Raw genomic sequence first — 20,671 nt, 5'->3', positions numbered from 1 at the left:
GCGCACGGGGGACGGCTCCGGTGACCGGGACGTCCCGAGCTGGACCGAACCGCTCGCGCGCTCGGCCAGCCGGGTGGTCGGCGGCCCGATGGGCCGGCACGCGCTCGTCGGCCGGTCCCGGTACTGGACGCCGCTGCGCGTCGTCCTGCTGCTGACGGTCGCCGTCCTCGCGCTGAGCTGGCTGGGCAAGGCGGCCTGCCTGCAGCAGTACCGGACCGACGACGGGGCGCTGGCGCTGGACTGGCGCAACGACCGTCAGTACGTCGCGATGTGCTACTCGGACACCGTCCCGCTGTACGGGCTGGAGGGCCTCGCCGACGACGGCGTCCCCTACCGCGACGCCTGGTTCGAGACCCGCGACGACGGCAGCACGGTGGAGCGCTACATGGAGTACCCGGTGCTCACCGGGTTCTTCCAGTACCTCAACGCCCAGCTCACCGACGGCTGGCAGTGGCTGGCCGAGCGGCTGCCGCTGCCGACCGCGCTCGACGTCGTCGTCTACTTCGACATCACCGCGTTCTGGCTGGCCGGCGCCTGGCTGACCGTGGTGTGGGCGGTGCTGGCGCTGCGCCCCGAACGGCCGTGGGACGCCGCCCTGGTCGCGCTGTCACCGCTGGCGCTGGTGCACGTGTTCACCAACTTCGACGCGCTCACCGTCGCGCTGGCGACCGGCGCGCTGCTCGCGCTCCGGCGGGACCGGCCGGGCTGGGCCGGGATCCTGCTCGGGCTCGGCGGGGCCGCGAAGCTCTACCCGCTGCTGCTCCTGCTCCCCGTGCTGCTCGTCGGCTGGCGCCGCCGGGCCGACGGCGGCCTGGTGCGCGCGGCCTGGACGATCGGGGCGGCGCTGGCCGCCTGGGTCCTGGTCAACCTCCCGGTCGCGCTCGCCTGGCCACGCGGCTGGGCGGAGTTCTTCCGGCTCAACGGCGTGCGGCCCGCAGACCCGGACTCGATCTGGTACGCGCTGAACTGGTTCACCGGGTGGTCCGGGTTCGACGGCCCGCTCGCCGACGGGCAGCCGCCCGCGATCCTCAACGCGGTCACCGCGGTGCTGATGGCGCTGGCGTTCGCCGCGATCGCGCTGCTGGCGGTGCGGGCGCCCCGGCCGCCGGCCGTCGCGGAGCTGGCCTTCCTCACCGTCGCCGCGTTCCTGCTGCTCAACAAGGTGTGGAGCCCGCAGTACTCGCTGTGGCTGGTCCCGCTGGCGGTGCTCGCGCTGCCCCGCTGGCGGCTGCTGCTGGCCTGGATGACCGTCGACGCGCTGGTCTGGGTGCCGCGGATGTACCAGTACCTGGGCGAGGCCAACAAGGGCCTGCCGATGGAGCCCTTCCTGGTCACCGTGCTCGTGCGGGACGCCGTGGTGGTCGCGCTGTGTGTGCTGGTGGTGCGGCAGATTCTGCGCCGCGCGCCCGAACCCGGCCGCGACCCCGACCCGGTCTGGCCGGCGGGCCCGCACACCGCCCGGCCGGACCCGGCCCGCCGCTGACGCGGCGCCCCCCGCCGCGCCTCGGATCCGCGCCGAGATGCAGACCACGGTCGTGTGGGCGGTGCCGGTCCAGCCCTGAGCTGCATCTCGGCGGAGGTGGGAGGGCCCGGATCGTGACGGGGGTCTCGACGCGGGCGCGGCGGGCGGGCCGGTGCGCGACGATCAGGGGCATGGGCGACGACGCGGTGGTCCCGGACCGGGTGGCGCAGCGGCTGCGGGAGCGGGTCGAGGCGGCACTGACCGCGGCCCCCGCGCCGCGGGGCAGCGCCACCGCCGGGGAACGGGCCGGGCGCCGCGCCGCGGCCGTCACGATGACCCTGCTCCCCGTTCCGGGCGCGAGCGGCGACGGCCCGCTCGCCGACGAGGTCGCGTTCGTCCTCACCCGCCGCGCCCGGTCACTGCGCGCGCACTCCGGACAGTGGGCGCTGCCCGGCGGCCGGGTCGACGCCGGCGAGACCGCCGAGCAGGCCGGCCGCCGCGAGGTCGCCGAGGAGGTCGGGCTGACCCTCGGCCCGGACCGGGTGCTCGGGCTGCTCGACGACTACCCGACCCGGTCCGGCTACGTGATCACGCCGGTGGTGCTGTGGGCGGGCGGTGCCGGGGAGCCGGTGCCCAACCCGGACGAGGTCGGTGAGCTGCACCGGCTCCCGCTGTCCGAGATCGACCGGGAGCCCCGGTTCCTCACCATCCCGGAGTCGGACGCCCCGGTGATCCAGGTGCCGCTGTTCGACCGCTTCGTGCACGCGCCGACCGGGGCGGTGCTGTACCAGTTCCGGGAGGTCGTGCTGCACGGCCGGCCGACCCGGGTGGCGCACCTGGAACAGCCGGTGTTCGCCTGGAAGTAGCAGACCCGGGGTCAGGCCCGGACCGGGCCGCCGAGGACCCCCGCCGGGTCGTACCGGCGCTTGAGCTCGCGCAGCAGGGCCCGGTCGTCGTCGTCCCACAGCGCCACGACCGGGTCCGGGCCCGCCTGACCGGCCAGCGCGACGAGCCCGCCGGCCGTCCACGGGCGCACGGCCTCGATCAGGGCGGTCGCCCGCGCCGGGACGGCCACCGCGGCCTCCGGGCCCGCCGGCACGCCCAGGCAGTACAGCGAGAACGCGGCGTCCCGGCCGGCGACCGCGTTCGGCACCGCGGCGGGCCGGGCGAGCGCCCCGCCGAGCAGGCGCAGCTCCACCAGCACCAGCGGTGACGAGCTGTCCGGCCCGGCCTCGGTGAGGATCGCGTCCACCGCCTCGGCGGGCAGCGAGCCGAGCCCGACACCGCGGTCCCAGACCGGCATCGGCGCGGTCGGGTCCATGTGGACGGCGTCGACCCCCGCCCAGGGCATCTCGGCGACGCCGTCGAGCAACGGCTCCGCGATCGCCCGCATCGGGGCGAGCAGCCGCTCGCCCTCGCCCGCGTCGCCGAGGTGCGCGAACCGCAGGTGCACGACGAACCGGCCCTGCAGCGGCGGCGGCAGCGCCGGGTCCGGTGGGAGGGCGAGCAGCGCGATCGAGGTCGACGTGTCCTCGCCCAGCCGCGGTGCCCAGTCCCGCCACGCGTGCAGCAACCGGTCCGCCCGCTCGCCCGGGAAGAAGATCCCGCCCCCGTGGAACCGGGGCTGGGCGACCAGCCCGAACTCGATCCAGGTGACGATGCCGAAGCTCTCCCGGCCGCCGCGGACCGCCCAGAACAGGTCCGGGTCGGATGCGGCGTCGACCTGGCGGACCCGGCCGTCCGCGGTGACGATCTCGAACCGGGTGACGTGGTCGGCGGCGAACCCGTGCCGGCGGGCGAGCGGGCCCAGCCCGCCGCCGGTGGTGTAGCCGACCACGCCGATCCCCGAGCTCGAGCCGTTCAGCGGGGCCAGGCCGTGCGGGGCGGCCGCGTCGATCACCGCGCGCCAGCGGACCCCGGCGCCGGCCCGGGCGAGCCGGGCCACCGGGTCGACGGCCAGATCGGTCATCCGGCGGGTCGAGACCAGCAGGACGTCGTCGAGATCGGACGTCAGGCCGTGCCCGGTGGCCTGGACCGCGACGTGCAGGCCGTGCCGCGCGGCCCAGCGCACGGCCGCGGCGACGTCCTGGGCGCCGGTCGCGCCGACGACCACCGCCGGGGTGGGCAGGTGGGCGAGGTTGAACCCGGTGACCTCGTCGCCGAAGCCGGCGTCGGACGGCACGAACACCGGTCCGTCGACGGCCGCGGCGAGATCGCCGACGGGGAGGGCACGCTGGGCTTCGGTGGTCATGCAGGGGCTCCCGGGAGACGGCGCGGGCTCGGACACCGCCGACGGTGCCGTCCCCGCGGCCCGCGCCCCATCCCCGGAGCCTGGGCGAGCAGCACCCCAGAAACCTGGGATCATGTCTCTGACCTGCGAAGGGAGTCGTCAGCTCAGCAGTTTTGACGATGCTTGACGCACCGTTGTGCAACGACACTCGACGGGTGCCCTCCGCTGCTCCGGCCCGTGTCCGGGAACGACTGACCGCACTGGCCTCGGCCGGGCTGGACGCGCGCGGCTTCTCGCTGGCCGCGCTGGAGGTGCTGCGGCCCGCGCTCCCGTTCTCCGCGGCCTGCCTCGCCACCGTCGACCCGGCCACCGAACTGGTCACCGGTGTGGTCAAGACCGACCTCACCGACGAGAACGACGACCTGTGGGCCCACCACGAGTACGAGGTCGTGGACCTCTACAACTCCCTCGACGTGTTCCGCCGCCCCGGCGGCACCACGACCGCACTGGCCGAGACCGGGGGTGACCTGCGCCGGCTGCGCCGGTTCGACGAGTTCTTCTCGCCGATCTACGGCTTCGGCGACGAGCTGCGCTTCACCACGCCCGCCGACGGCGCCCACTGGGGCTTCGTCGCGCTGTTCCGCGACGACGGCCGCGGGTTCAGCCAGGCCGAGCAGGAGTTCGCCGGCGACGTCGGCCGGCTGTTCGGCCGGGGCATGCGGGCGGGCCTGGTGGCCGGGGCGGCGTCGGCGTCGGCGGACGACACCTACCGGACCGAGGGGCCCGCGGTGCTGGTCGTCGGCCGGGACGGGGAGCTCATGCACGGCGGCCCCGGAGTCACCGAGCGGCTCGCGGACCTCGGCGGGGAACCGGGGGGTGCGTTGCCCTTCCCGCTGCTCGGCCTGATCGGGGCGGCCCGCCGGTTCGCGGCCGGGAACCTGGCCCGGCTGCCCCGGACCCGGCTGCGCACCCGGTCCGGCCAGTGGGTGGTCGCGCACGCGTCGCCGCTGAGCGGCCCGGACGGGACGGCCGGCTCGATCGTCGTGACGATCGAGGAGGCCCGGCCGCCGGAGATCGTTCCGCTGGTGACCGCCGCGTTCGGGCTGACCCCGCGGGAGCGGGACGTCGTCGGGCTGGTGCTGCGCGGGGCCGACACCGCCGAGATCGCCCGCACGCTGCACCTGTCGGCCTGGACCGTGCAGGACCACCTCAAGTCGGTGTTCGCGAAGGTCGGGGTGCGCAGCCGCCGCGAGCTCACCGCGCGCGTCTACTTCGACCAGTACGCGCCGCGGCTGCAGGTCGGTGCCGGGGTCACGCCCTCGGGCTGGTTCGCCGGTACCGCCTGACCCCTCCAGCTAGGCGTTCTCCCGCAGGAAGGCGATGTCGCGGGCCTGGCCCTCGGCCGGGGTCTCCACCACGACCGGCGCCCCGGCCTCGGCGACGACGGCGGCCAGCTCGTCCGGCGGGATCGTCCCGGAGTCGATGTTGGCGTGCCGGTCCCGGGCCGAGTCGAACTCGTCGCGCGAGTTGTTGAGGTGGATCAGGTCGATCCGCCCGGTGATCGCCCGTGCCCGCTCCACGACCCCGGCGAGCTCCTCGCCGCCGGCGAACGCGTGGCAGGTGTCCAGGCAGAACCCGACCCCGAACTCGCCCACCGCGTCCCACAGCCGGCCGAGCATGTCGAACCGCCGCGCCATCGCGTTGTCCCCGCCGGCGGTGTTCTCGATCAGCACCGGGACGTCGAACCCGTGCTCACCGGCTTGCCGCTCGACGAACTTGCGCCAGTTGTCGATCCCGACCGCGGGGTCGTCGTCCTTCGTGACGTGCCCGCCGTGCACGACGAGACCGAACGCGCCGACCTCGGCCGCGCCGGCCAGGTGCTGCTGCACGATCTTGCGCGACGGGATGCGGATCCGGTTGTTCGTCGACGCCACGTTGGCCGTGTACGGCGCGTGCACCACGACGGCGACGTCCGACGCGGCGAGCTCGGCCGCGCGCGGGTGCGGCGGCGGCTTCTTCCAGCCCTGCGGGTCGGACAGGAACAGCTGGATCACCTCGGCGCCGACCTCCGCGGCGGCGGCCAGCGGGTCCTCGGCGTCCCGGACGTGCGCTCCGATCTGCATGCCGCAGACGGTAGCGAGCACCACCGACACCGGGCCGCCCCCGTCGCGGCCCGGTGCCGGTGGTGCCCGCGGGTCAGGCCTGCTCGATCGAGAAGTTCACCAGCCCGCCGTGGACGGAGGTCACGGTCACCAGGGCCGCGAGCTGCTCGCCGTCCATGGTCAGCGTGCAGGTCTGGACCGCGTCGACGCGTGGTGCGAGCTCGCCGTCGCACACCGTGTCCTCGACCGGTGATCCGCTCGGGGCGGCGACCTGGTCGGAGACGGTCGTCGCGAGGAGCCCGGCCGCGATCGGGCGCGCCTCGGTGCCGATGTCGAACTCGACGGTGTCGCCCTCGACCGCGCTGACCGTCGCCACGGCGTCGACCGGCTGACCACCGGTGGTGAACTCGCAGCGGGTGCTGCGGCCCACCTCGGCGTCGAGGTCGTCCGGACAGGTGACGGCGGCGCCGTCGATGGTGACCCCTGCTGCCCCAGCTGCGTCGCGATCGTCGTCGCGACCTGGTCGCGGGGGACGACGGCGGCGCAGCCGGCGGCGGCCGGCAGGGCGGCGGCGAGCAGCGTGACCGTCAGGAACCGGGTCGTCGCGGTCGGGGTGGTCGGCGGCAGGCGCACGGAACGGCTCCGGGTGGGATGCGGGGCACGGACGTGCGCCCGGTGATGGCGACGAGGGGACAGCGGGGTCATCCGGCGTGCGCGGACGGGGCGGCCCCGTCCAGGAGCAGGGCGCGCCAGGCCTTGCCGGCGCGGCGCCCGTCGGCGATGTCGTGCACCGCGCCGGCGGCGACGACCGCGTCCCCGACGTAGGTGTCGAACATCGAGGCCGTCGCGGTACCGGCCCCGTTCGGCCGGACCAGCGAGATCCGCCGCCGGGTCCCCGCGACCGTTGCGCGGAAGCCGCCGGTGAACTCGTACCAGGGGAATCGGATGTCGGTGACCGCGGAGAGCGGCTCGTCGAACACCGGGCCCTCGTCGGAGACGAACGACAGCCGCCGGTCCCGGAGGACGAGGATCCCCGGGGTGTTCATGATCCCGGACAGGATCCAGGCGTGGCTGCGGTAGTAGGGGGCGTCGGACACGTGGGCTCCCGGTTCGGTGTCGGTGTCGGTCCCGATCACCTTCACCGGCCCCGCGGCCACGGCCCATCCCAGCGATCTGGGGATCCGCCGTACCCGCAGGTCGGCGACCGGATCGCGGTTGGTAGCCTCGTCCGGTCCTCCTGCAGTTCCGTGCGCGGCCACCGGTCGCGGACGCAGAACTGTCGGGGGGCACTGAGAACCTCCTGTCACGGCCGTCGGGGTCGTGACCGTTTTCGAGTCCATAGGAGGTGAGTGGTTCTCATGCGTCACTACGAGGTCATGATCATCCTCGACGGCAGCCTGGACGAGCGCACCGTGCAGCCGTCCCTGGAGCAGTTCCTCACCGTCGTGAAGAGCGACGGCGGATCGGTCGAGAAGATCGAGGTCTGGGGCAAGCGCCGGCTGGCCTACGAGATCAAGAAGCAGGGCGAGGCCATCTACGCGGTCACCGAGATCACCGCGGAGCCGGCCACCGTCGCCGAGCTGGACCGCCAGCTGGGCCTGAACGAGTCCGTGCTGCGCACCAAGGTGCTGCGCAAGGACGTCGTCCGCACTCCGGCGCCCGTCGCGAGCTGAGAGGGGCTGTCATGGCCGGCGAAACCGTGATCACCGTCGTGGGCAACCTGACGGCGGATCCCGAGCTGCGGTTCACCCCCTCCGGCGCCGCGGTCGCGAACTTCACCGTGGCGTCCACCCCGCGCACCTTCGACCGCCAGTCCGGCGAGTGGAAGGACGGCGAGGCGCTGTTCCTGCGCTGCAACATCTGGCGCCAGGCGGCGGAGAACGTCGCCGAGTCACTGACCCGCGGTTCGCGGGTCGTGGTGCAGGGGCGTCTCCGGCAGCGGTCCTTCGAGACCCGTGAGGGCGAGAAGCGCACCGTGGTCGAGATGGAGGTCGACGAGGTCGGCCCCTCGCTGCGCTACGCGACCGCCAAGGTCAACAAGGTCAGCCGGGGCGGAGGCTCCGGCGGCTTCGGTGGCGGCGGCGGTGGCGGCTACGACGGCGGCGGCGGCCAGCAGGGCGGCGGTTCCGGCGGGGGCAACTCCGGCGGCTATGACGACCCCTGGGGTTCGGCCCCGCCCGCCGGCAGCGGCGCGGCGTCCGACGACGAGCCCCCCTTCTGATCCACTCCCCCGCCCCGGCGGGGCGCTCGACTCACACACAGGAGCACCACCATGGCCAAGGCCATCGTGCGCAAGCCGAAGAAGAAGGTCTGCGCGTTCTGCAAGGACAAGGCTCAGCAGATCGACTACAAGGACACCGGTCTGCTGCGCAAGTTCATCTCCGACCGGGGCAAGATCCGTGCCCGTCGGGTCACCGGCAACTGCCGGCAGCACCAGCGGGACGTCGCCGTCGCGGTGAAGAACTCCCGCGAGGTCGCGCTGCTGCCCTACACCTCGACCGCGCGCTGAGGACGGGGAGACACGTGAAGCTCATCCTGAACGCCGACGTCCCCAACCTGGGCGGCCCGGGCGACATCGTCGAGGTCAAGGACGGCTACGGCCGTAACTACCTGCTGCCGCGCAAGCTCGCGGTCGTCGCCACCCGTGGCGCCGAGAAGCAGGTCGAGCAGATCCGCCGGGCGCAGAAGTCGCGGGAGATCCGCGACCTCGGCCACGCCCAGCAGGTCGACTCGCAGCTGAAGAACCTGAACGTGACCGTCCCGGCCAAGGCGAGCGACAGCGGTCGCCTGTTCGGCTCGGTCACCCCGACCGCCGTCGTCGACGCGGTCAAGGCGGCCGGTGGTCCGGTGCTCGACAAGCGGACCATCGACGTCCCCGGACACATCAAGACCCTCGGCAAGCACCAGGTGCAGGTCCGCCTGCACCCGGAGGTCACCACCGAGCTGCCCATCGCGGTCGTCACGAACTGAGCGCGACCGGCATGACCGTGGGTGGGTGACCACTCGCAGTAGTCAGGGCGGTGTCCGGAGCCACGAGCTCCGGGCACCGCCCTTCTGCATGTCGGGACGGTGCTCGCGAAGATCGTCGCGACGGACTCCGGGGTCGGGAGTGGACACTCCACCCCGGATGGCGGACACGGACCGGATCCGTTGTCACGCAGGCGACACGCCGAGAAGTGACGCCGTACTCGTCGGACGGGCCTGTGGATGCGCCGGACGGCGAACGGTCTCCGAGCCGGCCCGACACGCCGTCCGAGGGCCGTGCGACGACACGCCACGCCGATGTTGTCCACATCGGCGAATGCGCCTCTGAGCAGCAGATACGGCGGAAATCCGGCTGTTCTCCCCAGGTTGTCCACAGCACCGTCCCGGGACGGGCGGTCTCCGTGCACAGTTCATCCCCAGATCCACCCCCAGCCGGGTTAGGAGTGCCTGCCCGGGCGACCTAGCCTCGGTCCGACCGGCCCGGCGGGACACCCCGCGTGCCGGACGTCCCGGCGGACACGGCGCGCGCCGCCGCTGGGAGAGGGAGATCCGTGCGGACGGGCGAGCACCGCTCGCGCGTCGAACGCGTGTTCGGTAACATGTTCACCGGGGGTGACGCTGCGTATGGCTCTGACGGACGACCGTCCCACCGGGCGGCCGCGTGCCGTTCGCGACGGCGAGCAGGGCGGCGGCTCCGGTGACAGCGGCGGGCACGGCACGTTCGACCGCCAGCCCCCGCAGGACCTCACGGCCGAGCAGTCGGTGCTCGGCGGCATGCTGCTGAGCAAGGACGCGATCGCCGACGTCGTCGAGGTGCTGCAGCCGGACGACTTCTACCGGCCCGCCCACCAGACCGTCTACGAGACGATCCTGGACCTCTACAGCCGCGGTGAGCCCGCCGACGCGGTGACCGTGTCCGCGGAGCTGCAGCGGCGCGGGGACCTGGTCCGCCTCGGCGGTGCGCCGTACCTGCACACGCTGATCGCGACCGTCCCCACCGCGGCGAACGCGGCGTACTACGCCGAGATCGTCGGGGAGAAGGCGATCCTGCGCCGGCTGGTCGAGGCCGGCACCCGGATCGTGCAGCTCGGCTACCACGGGGCCGACGGGGGCGAGGTCGACGATGTCGTCGACCGGGCCCAGGCCGCGGTCTACGAGGTCACCGAGCGCACCACCACCGAGGACTACACGGTGCTGGAGGAGCTCCTCCAGCCCACGATGGACGAGATCGACGCGATCGCCTCGCGCGGCGGCCAGTCCACCGGCGTGCCGACCGGGTTCGCCGACCTCGACCAGGTCACCAACGGCCTGCACCCCGGCCAGATGATCGTGGTCGCGGCCCGGCCGGGTCTGGGCAAGTCGACCCTCGGTCTGGACTTCGCGCGCTCGTGTTCCATCAAGAACGGGATGGCCAGCGCGTTCTTCTCGCTGGAGATGAGCAAGTCCGAGATCGTGATGCGTCTGCTCTCGGCGGAGGCACGGATCCGGCTGGCCGACATGCGTGCCGGGCGGATGTCCGACGAGGACTGGACCCGGATGGCCCGGCGGATGTCGGAGATCTCCGAGGCGCCGCTGTTCATCGACGACTCGCCGAACCTGACGCTGATGGAGATCCGGGCCAAGGCGCGCCGGCTCAAGCAGCGCAACGACCTGAAGCTGATCATCCTCGACTACCTGCAGCTGATGACCTCGGGCCGCAAGGTCGAGTCCCGGCAGCAGGAGGTCTCGGAGTTCTCCCGGCAGATCAAGCTGCTGGCCAAGGAGCTCGAGGTCCCGGTGGTGGCGATGAGCCAGCTGAACCGTGGCCCCGAGCAGCGGACCGACAAGCGGCCGATGCTGTCCGACCTGCGTGAGTCCGGCTCCATCGAGCAGGACGCCGACATGGTGGTCCTGCTGCACCGCCCGGACGCGTTCGAGAACGACGACCCGCGCGCCGGCGAGGCGGACCTGATCCTGGCCAAGCACCGTAACGGCCCGACGACGACGATCACCGTCGCGCACCAGCTGCACTACAGCCGGTTCTCGGATCTCGCACACGGGTAGAGGTAAAAAAGGCGGTCGCGCTATTCTGATGGGTGCCTTCAGAATGGGAATCCGCGCCTCTGCAAATTAATCTTAGCACGGGTTCGGAATTGCGCGACAGACCGTCTCCCGCCGACGAGCTCGCGGCGGAGACCGCACGGATCCGCCGGCTGCACGCGCTGCTCGCCGACGAGCTCGCCGCCGCCGGGCTGCAGGCCCGGGGCTCGCTGGCCGCGGCGCCGGGCGAGGAGCTCAGTGCCCGCTGGGAGCGGGACGTGTCCGTGCAGCGCTGGGCGGACCGGATGACGGCGCTGACCGCCGCGCGGTCCGGGCTGTGCTTCGGCCGCCTCGACCACGCCGGCGGAGAGACGAGCTACATCGGACGGATCGGGCTCACCGATCCGGCGAGCTCGGAGAGCGCGCTCGTCGACTGGCGGGCGCCCGCGGCCCGGCCGTTCTACTGCGCGACCCCGGTCACCCCGCTCGGCGTGCGACGGCGGCGGCACTTCCGGATCGGCGGCACCGCGCCCGACGAGCGGGTCCTCGACCTGCACGACGACGTCCTGGACCGCGTGGCGCTGGCCGACGCCGACGCCGGGACGGCGTCCGATCCGGCGCTGCTGGCCGCGCTGCGGGCGCCGCGCGGGTCGACGATGCGCGACATCGTGACGACGATCCAAGCCGAGCAGGACGAGATCATCCGGCTGCCGCAGGCGGGCACGGTCGTCATCGAGGGCGGTCCCGGCACCGGGAAGACCGCGGTCGCGCTGCACCGGATCGCCTACCTGCTCTACTCGCACCGCGAGAAGCTGGCCCGCAGCGGCGTGCTCGTCGTCGGCCCGAGCGCCGGGTTCGTGCACTACGTCGGCGGCGTGCTGCCGGCGCTGGGCGAGTCCGCGGTCGTGTTCACGACGCCGGGCCGGCTGGCGCACGGTGTCGTCGCGACCGCCCTGGACGACGACGCGGTCGCGCGTACCAAGGGCGACCTGGCGATGGTGGACGTGCTGCGCCGCGCCGTCGCCGACCGGCAGGAGCTGCCCGAGGAGCCGATCGCGATCGTGCTCGAGGACGTCACCGTCGAGATCGACCGGGAGACCGCCGCCCAGGCACGGCGACGGGCCCGGGAGACCGGCCGGACGCACAACGCCGCGCGGCCGGTCTTCCGCGACACGCTGGGCACGTTGCTCGTCGCGCAGGGCCTGGAGCGGCTCGAGCAGGAGCTGGAGGACCCGCCCGAGCTCGCCGAGCTGCTCGAGGGGCTCGGCGACCTGCCGGAGATCGACCCGGCCGGCGCCGCCGGGCTCTCCGAGGAGCTCCGCCGCGACCTGCGCGACGAGCTGCGCGCGCACCGGGCCTTCCACCAGGCCGTCGAACTCCTCTGGCCGGAGCTGGCCCCGGAGCGCTGCCTGGCCGAGCTGTACGCGGCGCCGGAGCGGCTGGCCGCGGCCGGCGACGGGCTGGGGACGCTGCACCGGGACCTCGGCGCGGCGTGGACCGTCGCGGACGCCCCGCTGCTCGACGAGCTCGCCGAGCTGCTCGGACCGTTGCCGGAGGCCACCCGGAGCACCCCGGCGGAGCCGGACGGGCGCTACGCCGGCGAGGTGCTGAGCTTCCTGGAGTCGCACGACCGCGACCTGGCCGGGGAGGACCCCGACGAGCTGCGCCCGACCGACTTCGTGACCGCGGACGTGCTCGCGGCCCGGCACGTACCCGGGCTCGCCGGCACCGTGGCCGAGCGGGCGGCGGCCGACCGGGAGTGGCGGTACGGGCACCTCGTCGTCGACGAGGCGCAGGAGCTCTCGGCGATGGACTGGCACGTCCTGCTGCGCCGCTGCCCGTCCCGGTCGATCACCGCGGTGGGCGATCTCGCGCAGCGTGGCGCGGCGGCGGGGACGCGGGCGTGGGGCGACGTCCTCGGTCCCTACCTCGGCACGCGCTGGACGCACCGGTCGCTCACGGTCAACTACCGCACGCCCGCCGAGATCATGGAGCGGGCCGCCGAGGTACTGGCGGGGTACGCGCCCGGCCACCGGCCGCCCGAGTCGGTCCGGGAGACGGGCGAGAGCCCGTGGTCCGCGGAGGTCCCCGCCGACCGGCTCGCCGGGGAGCTGCGCCGGATCGTGGAGCGGGAGCGGACCAGGGCCGGTCGCGGCACGCTCGCGGTGATCGCGGCGGGCACCGGCGGCCTCGGGGACCCGGGAGTGCCGCTGCACACGCCGGCGTCGTCGAAGGGGCTGGAGTTCGACGTCGTGGTGATCGTCGACCCGGAGCGGATCCGGGCCCGGAACCCCGCCGACCTCTACGTGGCGATGACCCGGGCCACCCAGCGGCTGGGCCTGCTGGAGGTGACCGGGTAGCGGGTCAGGCGGTGCCGGGACGCGGCCGCGACACCGTCGCCGCGGTCGCCAGCGCGACGGCGGCGAGGACGGTCCCGGCGATGACCGCCGGGACGTTCACCGCGATCGCGCCGGCGAGCAGGACCAGCAACGACAGCGCGAGCAGCGCGGACGGGAGCGGGCCGGCACCGTGCACGGAGCGGCTCCCGGCCCCGGCGAGCCCGGCGAGCAGCCCGCCGGCGCGGGGGGAGGTCGGGACGACCTGGTGCAGCACGGCGAAGCGGCGCACCAGGCGCGGATCGTTCAGGCGGAACTGCAGTTCGATCTCGTGCAGTCGCCGGGTCTCACGTTCACTGAGCACGGGGGTACTCCTCGGTGGGGATCCGGGGGCGGGAGTGCGGGGCGCCCGAGGGAGCGGCCCGGTCGGCGTCGACCGGGGCGATTCGTCCGAGGTTACGTGATCCAATCGTGACTTTTCCGGTGGAACGGAGGGCGTCACACCTGTGTCCGTCCTCACGTCGGTGGGGTCACCAGAGGGAGACGCGGTCCCGTCGTGGGCCGGGCGGGGCGCCGAGCCGGGTGCACAGCCCGGCCCAGGAACGGTCCTCGCGTGGCGTCCGGAGCAGCCGCGGCACCAGCCAGCGCAGCTGCAGGTCCGGGTCGTCCGGGTCGGCGGAGAGTCGTTGCGCGCGTGGCTCGCGCGTGGCCGACCGCACCTCCACCGCGGCTCGGTCGGTGAGTGCCTGGACGCCGTAGAGGCAACCGGCCGGCACCAGGAGCGCGCGGGGCCCGTCGAGCGAGGCGACGGCGACCCGGCCGAACGTCTCGGCCCGCGGACGGGTGTCGATCACGACCGCGTAGCCGGTCCCGGAGGGCACGCCGAGCAGCACCGCGCCCGTGCCGTGGCCGTGCAGTCCGTACACCGCGCCGTGCGCGATCCGCCGGCGTCGCCGCACCGGGAACGCGGCCGGGTCCGGGTGCCGGACGGCCTTCCGGGACTCCCCGGCTCCGCGCCGGGACGGGTCGAGCAGCAACGCGTCCGGCACCACGGTCCGCAGGACGTGCACCCGCCGCTCCTCTCCCGCGGCCGGTCACCGACCGCGACACACGGGGGCTCCGACCTGCTTCTCGTACTGCAGACGACAACGAGTGGCGGAGCGGAGAGTGACGATCAGTCAGATCACACTGGGCCGGGCGGGTGAAGATCGCTCGTCAGGCGGCCCGGTCGGTCCCGCGCCGCCGGCCGCTCCGCAGCCAGGCCGGACGCCGGCTCTCCGGTTCCGCGACCTCGCCGTCGCCGGAGCGCTCCGCGGTGCGGGTGATGTTGCGGACCATGCCGCCGAAGACGATCCCGTGGAACGGTGCGACCGACCACCAGTACAGGTAGCCGGGCAGCCCGTGCGGGATGAACACGGCGCGCTGGCGGTAGACCGAGCCGGTCCCGGCCGGGCGGACCGACATCTCCAGCCACGCCCGGCCGGGCACCCGCATCTCCGCGCGCAGCCTCAGGAGCCCCTCGTCCCCGGACCCGCCGGGCTCCACGATGTGCTCGACCCGCCACCAGTCGAGCGCGTCGCCGGTGTGCAGCTCGTCCGGGTCGCGCCGGCCGCGGGCGAGCCCGACCCCGCCGACCGCCCGGTCCATCCAGCCGCGCACCGACCACGCCAGCGGGAACGAGTACCAGCCGCGCTGACCGCCGATCCCCTTGATCACCCGCCACAGCCGGGCCGGGGACGCCGTGCCGGCCTGCTCGCGCTCGTCGACGTAGACGCTGCCGCCCGACCAGTCCGGGTCGCTGGGCAGCGGGTCGGACGGCACGTCCGCCACGGTGGCGCCCGACCAGCGGGTCTCGACCCGGCCGTCGGTGATCCGGGACAGCGCCAGCTCCACGGCGCGGTCGTAGCCGATCCGCCCGCCGGGCGGGTCGCGCACGAGATCCAGGATGTCCTGCTCCGAGCAGACGACCTCGTGCACCAGCGACTCGATCAGCGGTTTCGCGATCGACTTCGGCACCGGGGTGATGACGTTCACCCAGTGCGACGACAGCGCCGGCGACAGCACCGGGACCGGCAGCACCCGCCGCCGCGGGAGCTCGGCGACCGCGGCGTAGCGCTGCATCATCTGCAGGTAGGTCAGCACCTCCGGCCCGCCGATGTCGAAGGTGCGGTTGATGTCGCCCGGCAGCTCCGCGGCCCGCACCAGGTAGCGCAGCACGTCGCGCACCGCGATCGGCTGGATCCGGTTGCTCACCCAGCGCGGGGTGACCATCACCGGCAGCCGCTCGGTGAGGTGGCGCAGCATCTCGAAGCTCGCCGATCCGGAGCCGAGGATCACCGCGGCCTGCAGCACGATCGTCGGCACCCCGGAGCGCAGCAGCGTCTCGCCCACCTCCACCCGGGACGCCAGGTGCGCCGAGAGGGCCGACGGGTCACCGTCGGGGTGCAGTCCGCCGAGGTAGACGATCCGCTGCACGCCGGCGTCCCGGGCGGCCTCGGCGAGTATCAGCGCGGCCCGCCGGTCGGTCGCGGCGAAGTCCGCATCGGACAGCGAGTGCACCAGGAAGTAGACGACGTCGACGTCCCGGCACGCCGCCCGGACGCTCTCGGGATCGAGCAGGTCTCCCCGGACGATCTCGGCGTCGGCGGCCCACGGGACGTCGGCCAGCTTGCCCGGGTCGCGGACCAGACAGCGCAGACGCACCGGGCCGTTCGCCGGGTCCGGGCTCAACCCCTCGTCCGTCGGGCCGTGTCCCAGCAGGCGGGGGGCGAGCCGTCCCCCGATGTACCCGGTCGCGCCGGTGAGGAGATACCGCACGTCTGCGATCGTCCCACCGGAACGTCCCGTCGGCAGGTCATGCCGCGACGGGGTCGCGGCGATCACCACCCCGGCCGAGCAGCAGCGGCTGCAGGACGTTGTCCTCGAGATGCCCGTCGGCGGCGGTGCCGGACGCTCCGGGTCCCCCGCCCGGTCCCGTGCTCCCGGAGCCACCGACGCCGGCCCTCCCCGGTGAGGCAGGTGCCGGCGGGGACCCGCCGCGTCCTCGCCGGACCGCACGGGTTCCTCGTCCGGCCCCGCACGGACGGCCCAGCAGGCGTGCGGACGGCGCAGCGAGCGGGCCGATCGCTCACGGAACGTCGAGACCCGCCCCGGCCGTGGACGCCCGACGGTCGAGTACGGACACGGAACGGTGGCCGCGTGATCACCCTCGGTTCCGCGGCGGCGTCATCCGCACGTCGGCCCGGCACTCCCCGCCCCGCCGGCGCCGCGGCCGGCGCGGGGCGTGGCGGTCAACGGCTACCCACTGCTCCAGGAGTGCGCCGATCCGTCACTTTCCGTACACGCTGTGGATGGTGACGGATCGCGTCCGACACCCGTCCGAGGGGAACTCGCCGAGAGCCTGTAACGACCGCTCCCGCGCCGTTTCCCCGGTCGTGTGTCACCCGTTGACCGAGTGAGTGGGCCGAACGGCGGTACGTGCGATACGGGCTTCGGGTGATCACGCTCCGGCTCACGATCGACTCAGGAAGCAGGAGGTACGGCGGTGTACGAGTTCGACAGAGGGTTCAGCGGACCCCGTGGTCTCGAGTCGTCGATCCGGCGGGGACGTGAGGCGGCCGACAGGTGGCCGTTCCCGGGGCGGCACGAGTCGCACGCCGAGATCCAGCACGAGACCCCGATCTTCCACGCGCTCACCGTCGGCGGCTGGCGGGAGCCGCACGGCTCGGGCTCGTCCGGCCGGGGCGTCCGGCGGGTGCACCGGGGCACCGTCCGCGGTCGCCGCCCCGCGACACCGGCGGCCCGCCGCACCGCCGACACCGTGGCCGCGTTCCACTCCGACCCGCTGTACGCCCCGGTCCCCGCACCGTCGGAGCCCGTGGGCCGGGACCGGTGGAACGAGCCGGGCGACACCGCGATGGCCATGCTCCGTCGCCGGCGGGACGCCGAGCGCGCCGCGGACCGGGCCGCGATCGAGGACCTGCTGGGCGGCACCGGGCGACACCGGCTGACGCGCAGCGCCTGACGGCGCGGGCGTCCCGGAGCGCGTCCCGGGACGCCCACGCGCCGGCACGGACCCGACCGGTGGTGCCGGCCGGGACTCGAGTGGTGTCCGGCGACGACCGGACGGACACCGGGGACGACGTCCCGCGGAGATCTTGGGGCCGCGGGGTGATGGCGAGCCGGCTGGGGAGCAGGGTCGTCAGCACGCAAGGCGAGGGCCGGGTACGGAGGTCGGAGGGAGCCGACGCCGCACCCGGCCCTCGCACGTGCGCCTCCGGCAGGATGCCGATGGCGTGCCTCCGGCAGGTGCCGATGGCGTGCCTCCGGCAGGTGCCGATGGCGTGCCTCCGGCACGGTCGTGCGGAACCGGAGGGTGTGGCCGCGCCGGACCGGAGCCGTGGGGAGCGCGGCTCCGGGCGGTCGGGCGGGCTCGGGGCGACGTCGACCCGGCCTCGGATGGCGACAAGATCGCCACGGACGGTGACCGTATCCGGCAGTCGTCCGGGTGACAAGAGTGGGTCGTCGATGTTCTCGTGCTTCCCACGCGTACACGTCGGTCACCTCGGTCACACCCGTCACCGTCCAGCAGTGTCCGATGGGGACGCGTGGCGCACGAATCGTTCCGCACGGTGACCTCCGGCGTTCTACTCTGCACGGGATGAGCACCGATGCCGCGGCGACCGGACCCCGTCGCACCGACCGCCCGCTGGACGAGGCGGGAGTGGTCACCGCGGTGCGCCGGGCCGCGGAGCGCGGGAACCCGGTCCGTCCGACCGGAGCCGGCGGGCGCCTCGCCGGCCCGCTCGTGCGCACCGAGGACGTGCTGATCGACGCCTCCGCGCTGACCGGGGTGATCCAGGTGTCCGAGCCCGGCCCGGACACCGACGGCACCGTGCGGGTCAGGGCCGGCGAGACGCTGGTCGACCTGTGCACCTTCCTCGCCGGGGCCGGACGGGCGCTGGCCACCGTGCCGGACGCGCCGCGGGCCACCGTCGCCGGCGCGGTCCAGCTCGGCATGTACGGCGGCGCTCCCGCCGAGGGATCGCTGTCCGCACAGGTCGTCTCGGCCCGGCTCGTCGACGGCCACGGCACGGTCCGCGACGTGACCGGCGCCGAGCTCGACGCGGTCCGGTGCGGCCTCGGCGCGCTCGGCGTGCTGACCGCGCTGGAACTCCGCACGGTGCCGTTGCGCCGGCTGCGGGTGCACGAGACCACGACCCGCACCGAGGAGATCCTCGCCGACGGTGGCCTGTCGGGACACCTGTGGACCGAGTGCGACGTCTCGGTCCGGACCGGTCAGGCCGTCCTGCGCTGGGCCACCCTCGCCGACGATCCCGCCGGTCCGGTCGACGCCGGCGACGCGGGCTCCGGACCCGCCGCGGAGAGCTGGGGACGGGCGGTGTCCCGCGTGGCGTCGACCTGGTGGGCGTCGTCGCGACGGGCATGGCCACCGCCGCCCCGGTGGGCCCCCGGCACCGTCGGCGCGCCGCACGAGGTGCTGCCGGATCCGCAGCCCTGGGACCCCGACCTCGCCGAGTGGGCGCTGCCGCGTGCGGCGCTCGCGACCGCGCTGGCCGAGCTGGGGTCGGCGGTCGCCTCCCGCGGCCACGACCTGCGCCCGGTGCGGGTGCGGCTCGGGGCCGCCGAGACCGGGCTGCTGCACCCGGCGAGCGGACGGGAGACCGCCTACCTGCGCGTCCGGACGCGGGGCGCCGCCGGAGAACCCGTGCGACGCCTGGCCGCGGCGGTGCTCGAGGACGCCGGCGGCCGGCCCTGCTGGACCACCCGGCACGAGTGGGGTCCCGACGAGCTCGCCGCCGCCTACCCCGGCTGGGAGACCTTCCGCACGCTGCGCGACCGCTTCGACCCCGAGCGCCGCTTCACCGCACCCTCCCTGGCCGCCCACCTCGGCCCCTGACCGTCCGGCCTCGGTCGCCCGGGCGCAGCCGAGGGGTGCCTGGGATCAGTTCGATCATCGCGTCACGACGCTCACGTACCCCTCGATCGCGTCTGCGCCGTTCCGCGGAGCGCGGTGCCGTTCCGCGCACCCCGGGCGCCGGCCTCGCACGCGGCGCCGTCCCGCACCGGGCCGACGGTCCCGCAACCTGCGGCGTTCTCGCACCGGCTGTAGTCGGTGCGGGGACGGTGGACGGGGTGCGCGTACCGGGATGCGGGTCGGTGGTGGCGGGTGTCAGGTCCGGGCGGGGGCGAGCTCGTGGCGCAGCCGGGACGAGATCGAGCGGACCGCGTCCAGGGACGCGCGGCGGTCCGCCCTCGTCGGCTCGGCGTCGGCGACGACCTGCTCCCCGCCGACCCACACGTCACGCACCAGCCGGGACCCCCCGGCCCAGACCAGGTTGGACACCAGCTGCGCGTCGTCGGACGGCGCGACGAAGGCCGAGTCGTCGGTGTCGACGTGCACGACGTCCGCCCACCGGCCCGGCTCCAGCACGCCGAGGTCGTCGCGGCCGATCGCGGCGGCGGCGTCCGCGGTGCCCATCAGCAGGACGTCGGCGGCGGTGAGCGCGGCCGCGTCGCCGGCCCCGACCCGGGCCAGCAGCCCGGCGAGGCGGGCCTGCTGCCACAGGTCCAGGTCGTCGCAGGACGCCGGACCGTCGGTACCCAGCCCCACCCGGACGCCGGCCCGGCGCAGGTCCAGCAGCCGGGCGGTGCCCGCGGCGAGCTTCGCGTTGGAGCCCGGGCAGTGCGCCACCGCGACGCCGTGCCGGGCGAGGACGCCGATGTCGTCGTCGGACAGGTGCACCGCGTGCGCGGCCAGCACCCGGCCCCCGAGCGCCCCGGCGGCGTCGAGCATCGCCGGGACCGAGCCGTGCTCGGCGCGGACCGCCGCGTCCTCGCCGCGGGACTCCGCGACGTGGGTGTGCACCAGGGCGCCGCGCTCGCGGGCCGCGGCGGTGACCGACTCCAGCGCCCCGGGCGGCAGCGTGTACGCCGAGTGCGGGCCGTAGCCCAGCTCGATCCGGCCGTCCGGGTCCGGGACCAGGCCGTGGGCGTCGATCCGGGCCGAGACGGCGTCGCGCATCTGTTCCCAGCTGCCCAGCCGGTCCCAGCCGGGCGCGGCGATGATCCCCGGGGTGAGCACGGCGCGGGAGCCGGCGGTCCGCACCGCGTCGGCGAGCGCGTCGGTGAAGAAGTACATCTCGACGCTGGTGGTGCAGCCGGTCCGGAGCAGGTCCAGGCAGCCGGACAGCATCCCGGCGTGCACGTCGTCCTCGGTGAGCAGGCCTTCGGCGGGCCACATGACGTCGGTCAGCCACGGCATCAGCGGCAGGTCGCCGCCCATCCCCCGCAGCACCGACATCGGGGTGTGACAGTGCGTGTTGACCAGCCCCGGCATCAGCAGCCCGGGCAGCGGGCGCACGACGGCGTCGGTGGCCGGCGCCGACGTGGCCGGACCGAACCAGGCGATCCGGCCGGTGTCGTCGATGTCGAGCACCGCGTCCCGGACGACCGGGAAGCCGGGCGCGCAGCTCAGCGCGACCGGTGCGGTGAGCCGCTGCAGAACCGTCACCAC

Annotated in this window: 19 protein-coding genes; 11 read left to right on the top strand and 8 right to left on the bottom strand. The window is 74.6% G+C overall.

Annotation, left to right across the window (positions count from 1 at the left end; all coding sequences use genetic code 11):
- Positions 1–88 precede the first annotated feature (88 nt).
- Positions 89–1,483: a glycosyltransferase family 87 protein gene (locus WIS52_RS31285; RefSeq protein ID WP_349302040.1), complete on the top strand. Its 1,395-nt coding sequence runs from the start codon at positions 89–91 to the stop codon at positions 1,481–1,483.
- 170 nt (positions 1,484–1,653) lie between these two features.
- Positions 1,654–2,328: an NUDIX hydrolase gene (locus WIS52_RS31280; protein WP_349302039.1), complete on the top strand. Its 675-nt coding sequence runs from the start codon at positions 1,654–1,656 to the stop codon at positions 2,326–2,328.
- Positions 2,329–2,339: 11 nt separating this feature from the next.
- On the opposite strand, the gene WIS52_RS31275 is transcribed toward WIS52_RS31280, so the two are convergent.
- A complete protein-coding gene (locus WIS52_RS31275) occupies positions 2,340–3,713 on the bottom strand; it encodes an FAD-binding oxidoreductase (protein WP_349302038.1) in 1,374 nt (457 codons plus the stop codon).
- 194 nt (positions 3,714–3,907) lie between these two features.
- Here WIS52_RS31275 and WIS52_RS31270 point away from each other — a divergent pair, with 194 nt between their 5' ends.
- Complete coding sequence (locus WIS52_RS31270; RefSeq protein ID WP_349302037.1) at positions 3,908–5,038, top strand: helix-turn-helix transcriptional regulator; 1,131 nt, start codon at positions 3,908–3,910, stop codon at positions 5,036–5,038.
- Between the two features lie 9 nt (positions 5,039–5,047).
- Here WIS52_RS31270 and WIS52_RS31265 read toward each other — a convergent pair whose 3' ends face one another.
- The 3 genes from WIS52_RS31265 to WIS52_RS31255 form a co-directional block, all read right to left on the bottom strand.
- Positions 5,048–5,815 carry a deoxyribonuclease IV gene (locus WIS52_RS31265; RefSeq protein ID WP_349302036.1) on the bottom strand — a complete coding sequence of 256 codons (768 nt, stop codon included), beginning with the start codon at positions 5,813–5,815 and terminating at the stop codon, positions 5,048–5,050.
- 73 nt (positions 5,816–5,888) lie between these two features.
- A complete protein-coding gene (locus WIS52_RS31260) occupies positions 5,889–6,269 on the bottom strand; it encodes a DUF4333 domain-containing protein (protein WP_349302056.1) in 381 nt (126 codons plus the stop codon).
- Positions 6,270–6,495: 226 nt separating this feature from the next.
- Positions 6,496–6,951: a hypothetical protein gene (locus WIS52_RS31255; RefSeq protein WP_349302035.1), complete on the bottom strand. Its 456-nt coding sequence runs from the start codon at positions 6,949–6,951 to the stop codon at positions 6,496–6,498.
- A gap of 201 nt (positions 6,952–7,152) precedes the next feature.
- On the opposite strand from WIS52_RS31255, the gene rpsF reads away from it, so the two are divergent.
- From rpsF to WIS52_RS31225, 6 genes are all read left to right on the top strand, one after another.
- A complete protein-coding gene (gene rpsF / locus WIS52_RS31250) occupies positions 7,153–7,467 on the top strand; it encodes a 30S ribosomal protein S6 (RefSeq protein WP_349302055.1) in 315 nt (104 codons plus the stop codon).
- A gap of 11 nt (positions 7,468–7,478) precedes the next feature.
- A complete protein-coding gene (locus WIS52_RS31245; protein WP_349302034.1) occupies positions 7,479–8,015 on the top strand; it encodes a single-stranded DNA-binding protein in 537 nt (178 codons plus the stop codon).
- Between the two features lie 51 nt (positions 8,016–8,066).
- Positions 8,067–8,303, top strand: coding sequence for a 30S ribosomal protein S18 (gene rpsR, locus WIS52_RS31240; RefSeq protein ID WP_093350843.1), 237 nt, complete (start codon positions 8,067–8,069; stop codon positions 8,301–8,303).
- A 14-nt stretch (positions 8,304–8,317) separates the two neighbouring features.
- Positions 8,318–8,764 carry a 50S ribosomal protein L9 gene (rplI, locus tag WIS52_RS31235; protein WP_349302033.1) on the top strand — a complete coding sequence of 149 codons (447 nt, stop codon included), beginning with the start codon at positions 8,318–8,320 and terminating at the stop codon, positions 8,762–8,764.
- A gap of 639 nt (positions 8,765–9,403) precedes the next feature.
- Positions 9,404–10,822: a replicative DNA helicase gene (gene dnaB / locus WIS52_RS31230; RefSeq protein ID WP_349302032.1), complete on the top strand. Its 1,419-nt coding sequence runs from the start codon at positions 9,404–9,406 to the stop codon at positions 10,820–10,822.
- Positions 10,823–10,911: 89 nt separating this feature from the next.
- Positions 10,912–13,158 (top strand): UvrD-helicase domain-containing protein, encoded by a 2,247-nt coding sequence (locus tag WIS52_RS31225; protein ID WP_349302031.1) that lies wholly within the window; start codon positions 10,912–10,914, stop codon positions 13,156–13,158.
- Between the two features lie 4 nt (positions 13,159–13,162).
- Here the strand turns inward: WIS52_RS31225 and WIS52_RS31220 are convergent, their stop codons facing one another.
- From WIS52_RS31220 to WIS52_RS31210, 3 genes are all read right to left on the bottom strand, one after another.
- Positions 13,163–13,498: a hypothetical protein gene (locus WIS52_RS31220; RefSeq protein ID WP_349302030.1), complete on the bottom strand. Its 336-nt coding sequence runs from the start codon at positions 13,496–13,498 to the stop codon at positions 13,163–13,165.
- 166 nt (positions 13,499–13,664) lie between these two features.
- The gene (locus tag WIS52_RS31215; protein WP_349302029.1) at positions 13,665–14,204 is read right to left on the bottom strand and encodes a dTDP-4-dehydrorhamnose 3,5-epimerase family protein; all 540 of its coding nucleotides are present in this window, start codon (positions 14,202–14,204) and stop codon (positions 13,665–13,667) included.
- Between the two features lie 145 nt (positions 14,205–14,349).
- Positions 14,350–15,951, bottom strand: a complete 1,602-nt coding sequence (locus tag WIS52_RS31210; protein ID WP_349302028.1) for an SDR family oxidoreductase — start codon at positions 15,949–15,951, stop codon at positions 14,350–14,352.
- Positions 15,952–16,678: 727 nt separating this feature from the next.
- Between WIS52_RS31210 and WIS52_RS31205 the strand changes: the two genes are divergently transcribed.
- On the top strand, positions 16,679–17,158 hold the full coding sequence (locus WIS52_RS31205; RefSeq protein ID WP_349302027.1) for a hypothetical protein: 480 nt from the start codon (positions 16,679–16,681) through the stop codon (positions 17,156–17,158).
- 636 nt (positions 17,159–17,794) lie between these two features.
- Positions 17,795–19,054, top strand: coding sequence for a D-arabinono-1,4-lactone oxidase (locus WIS52_RS31200; RefSeq protein WP_349302026.1), 1,260 nt, complete (start codon positions 17,795–17,797; stop codon positions 19,052–19,054).
- A gap of 273 nt (positions 19,055–19,327) precedes the next feature.
- Here the strand turns inward: WIS52_RS31200 and WIS52_RS31195 are convergent, their stop codons facing one another.
- Positions 19,328–20,668, bottom strand: coding sequence for an amidohydrolase family protein (locus WIS52_RS31195; RefSeq protein WP_349302025.1), 1,341 nt, complete (start codon positions 20,666–20,668; stop codon positions 19,328–19,330).
- Positions 20,669–20,671: the final 3 nt, after the last annotated feature.

The sequence above is a fragment of the Pseudonocardia nematodicida genome, assembly GCF_040105385.1.
In the GTDB taxonomy this organism is placed as follows: domain Bacteria; phylum Actinomycetota; class Actinomycetes; order Mycobacteriales; family Pseudonocardiaceae; genus Pseudonocardia; species Pseudonocardia nematodicida.
The sequence above is the reverse complement of the archived record's forward strand: the minus strand, read 5'-3'. Positions and strand labels throughout refer to the sequence as shown.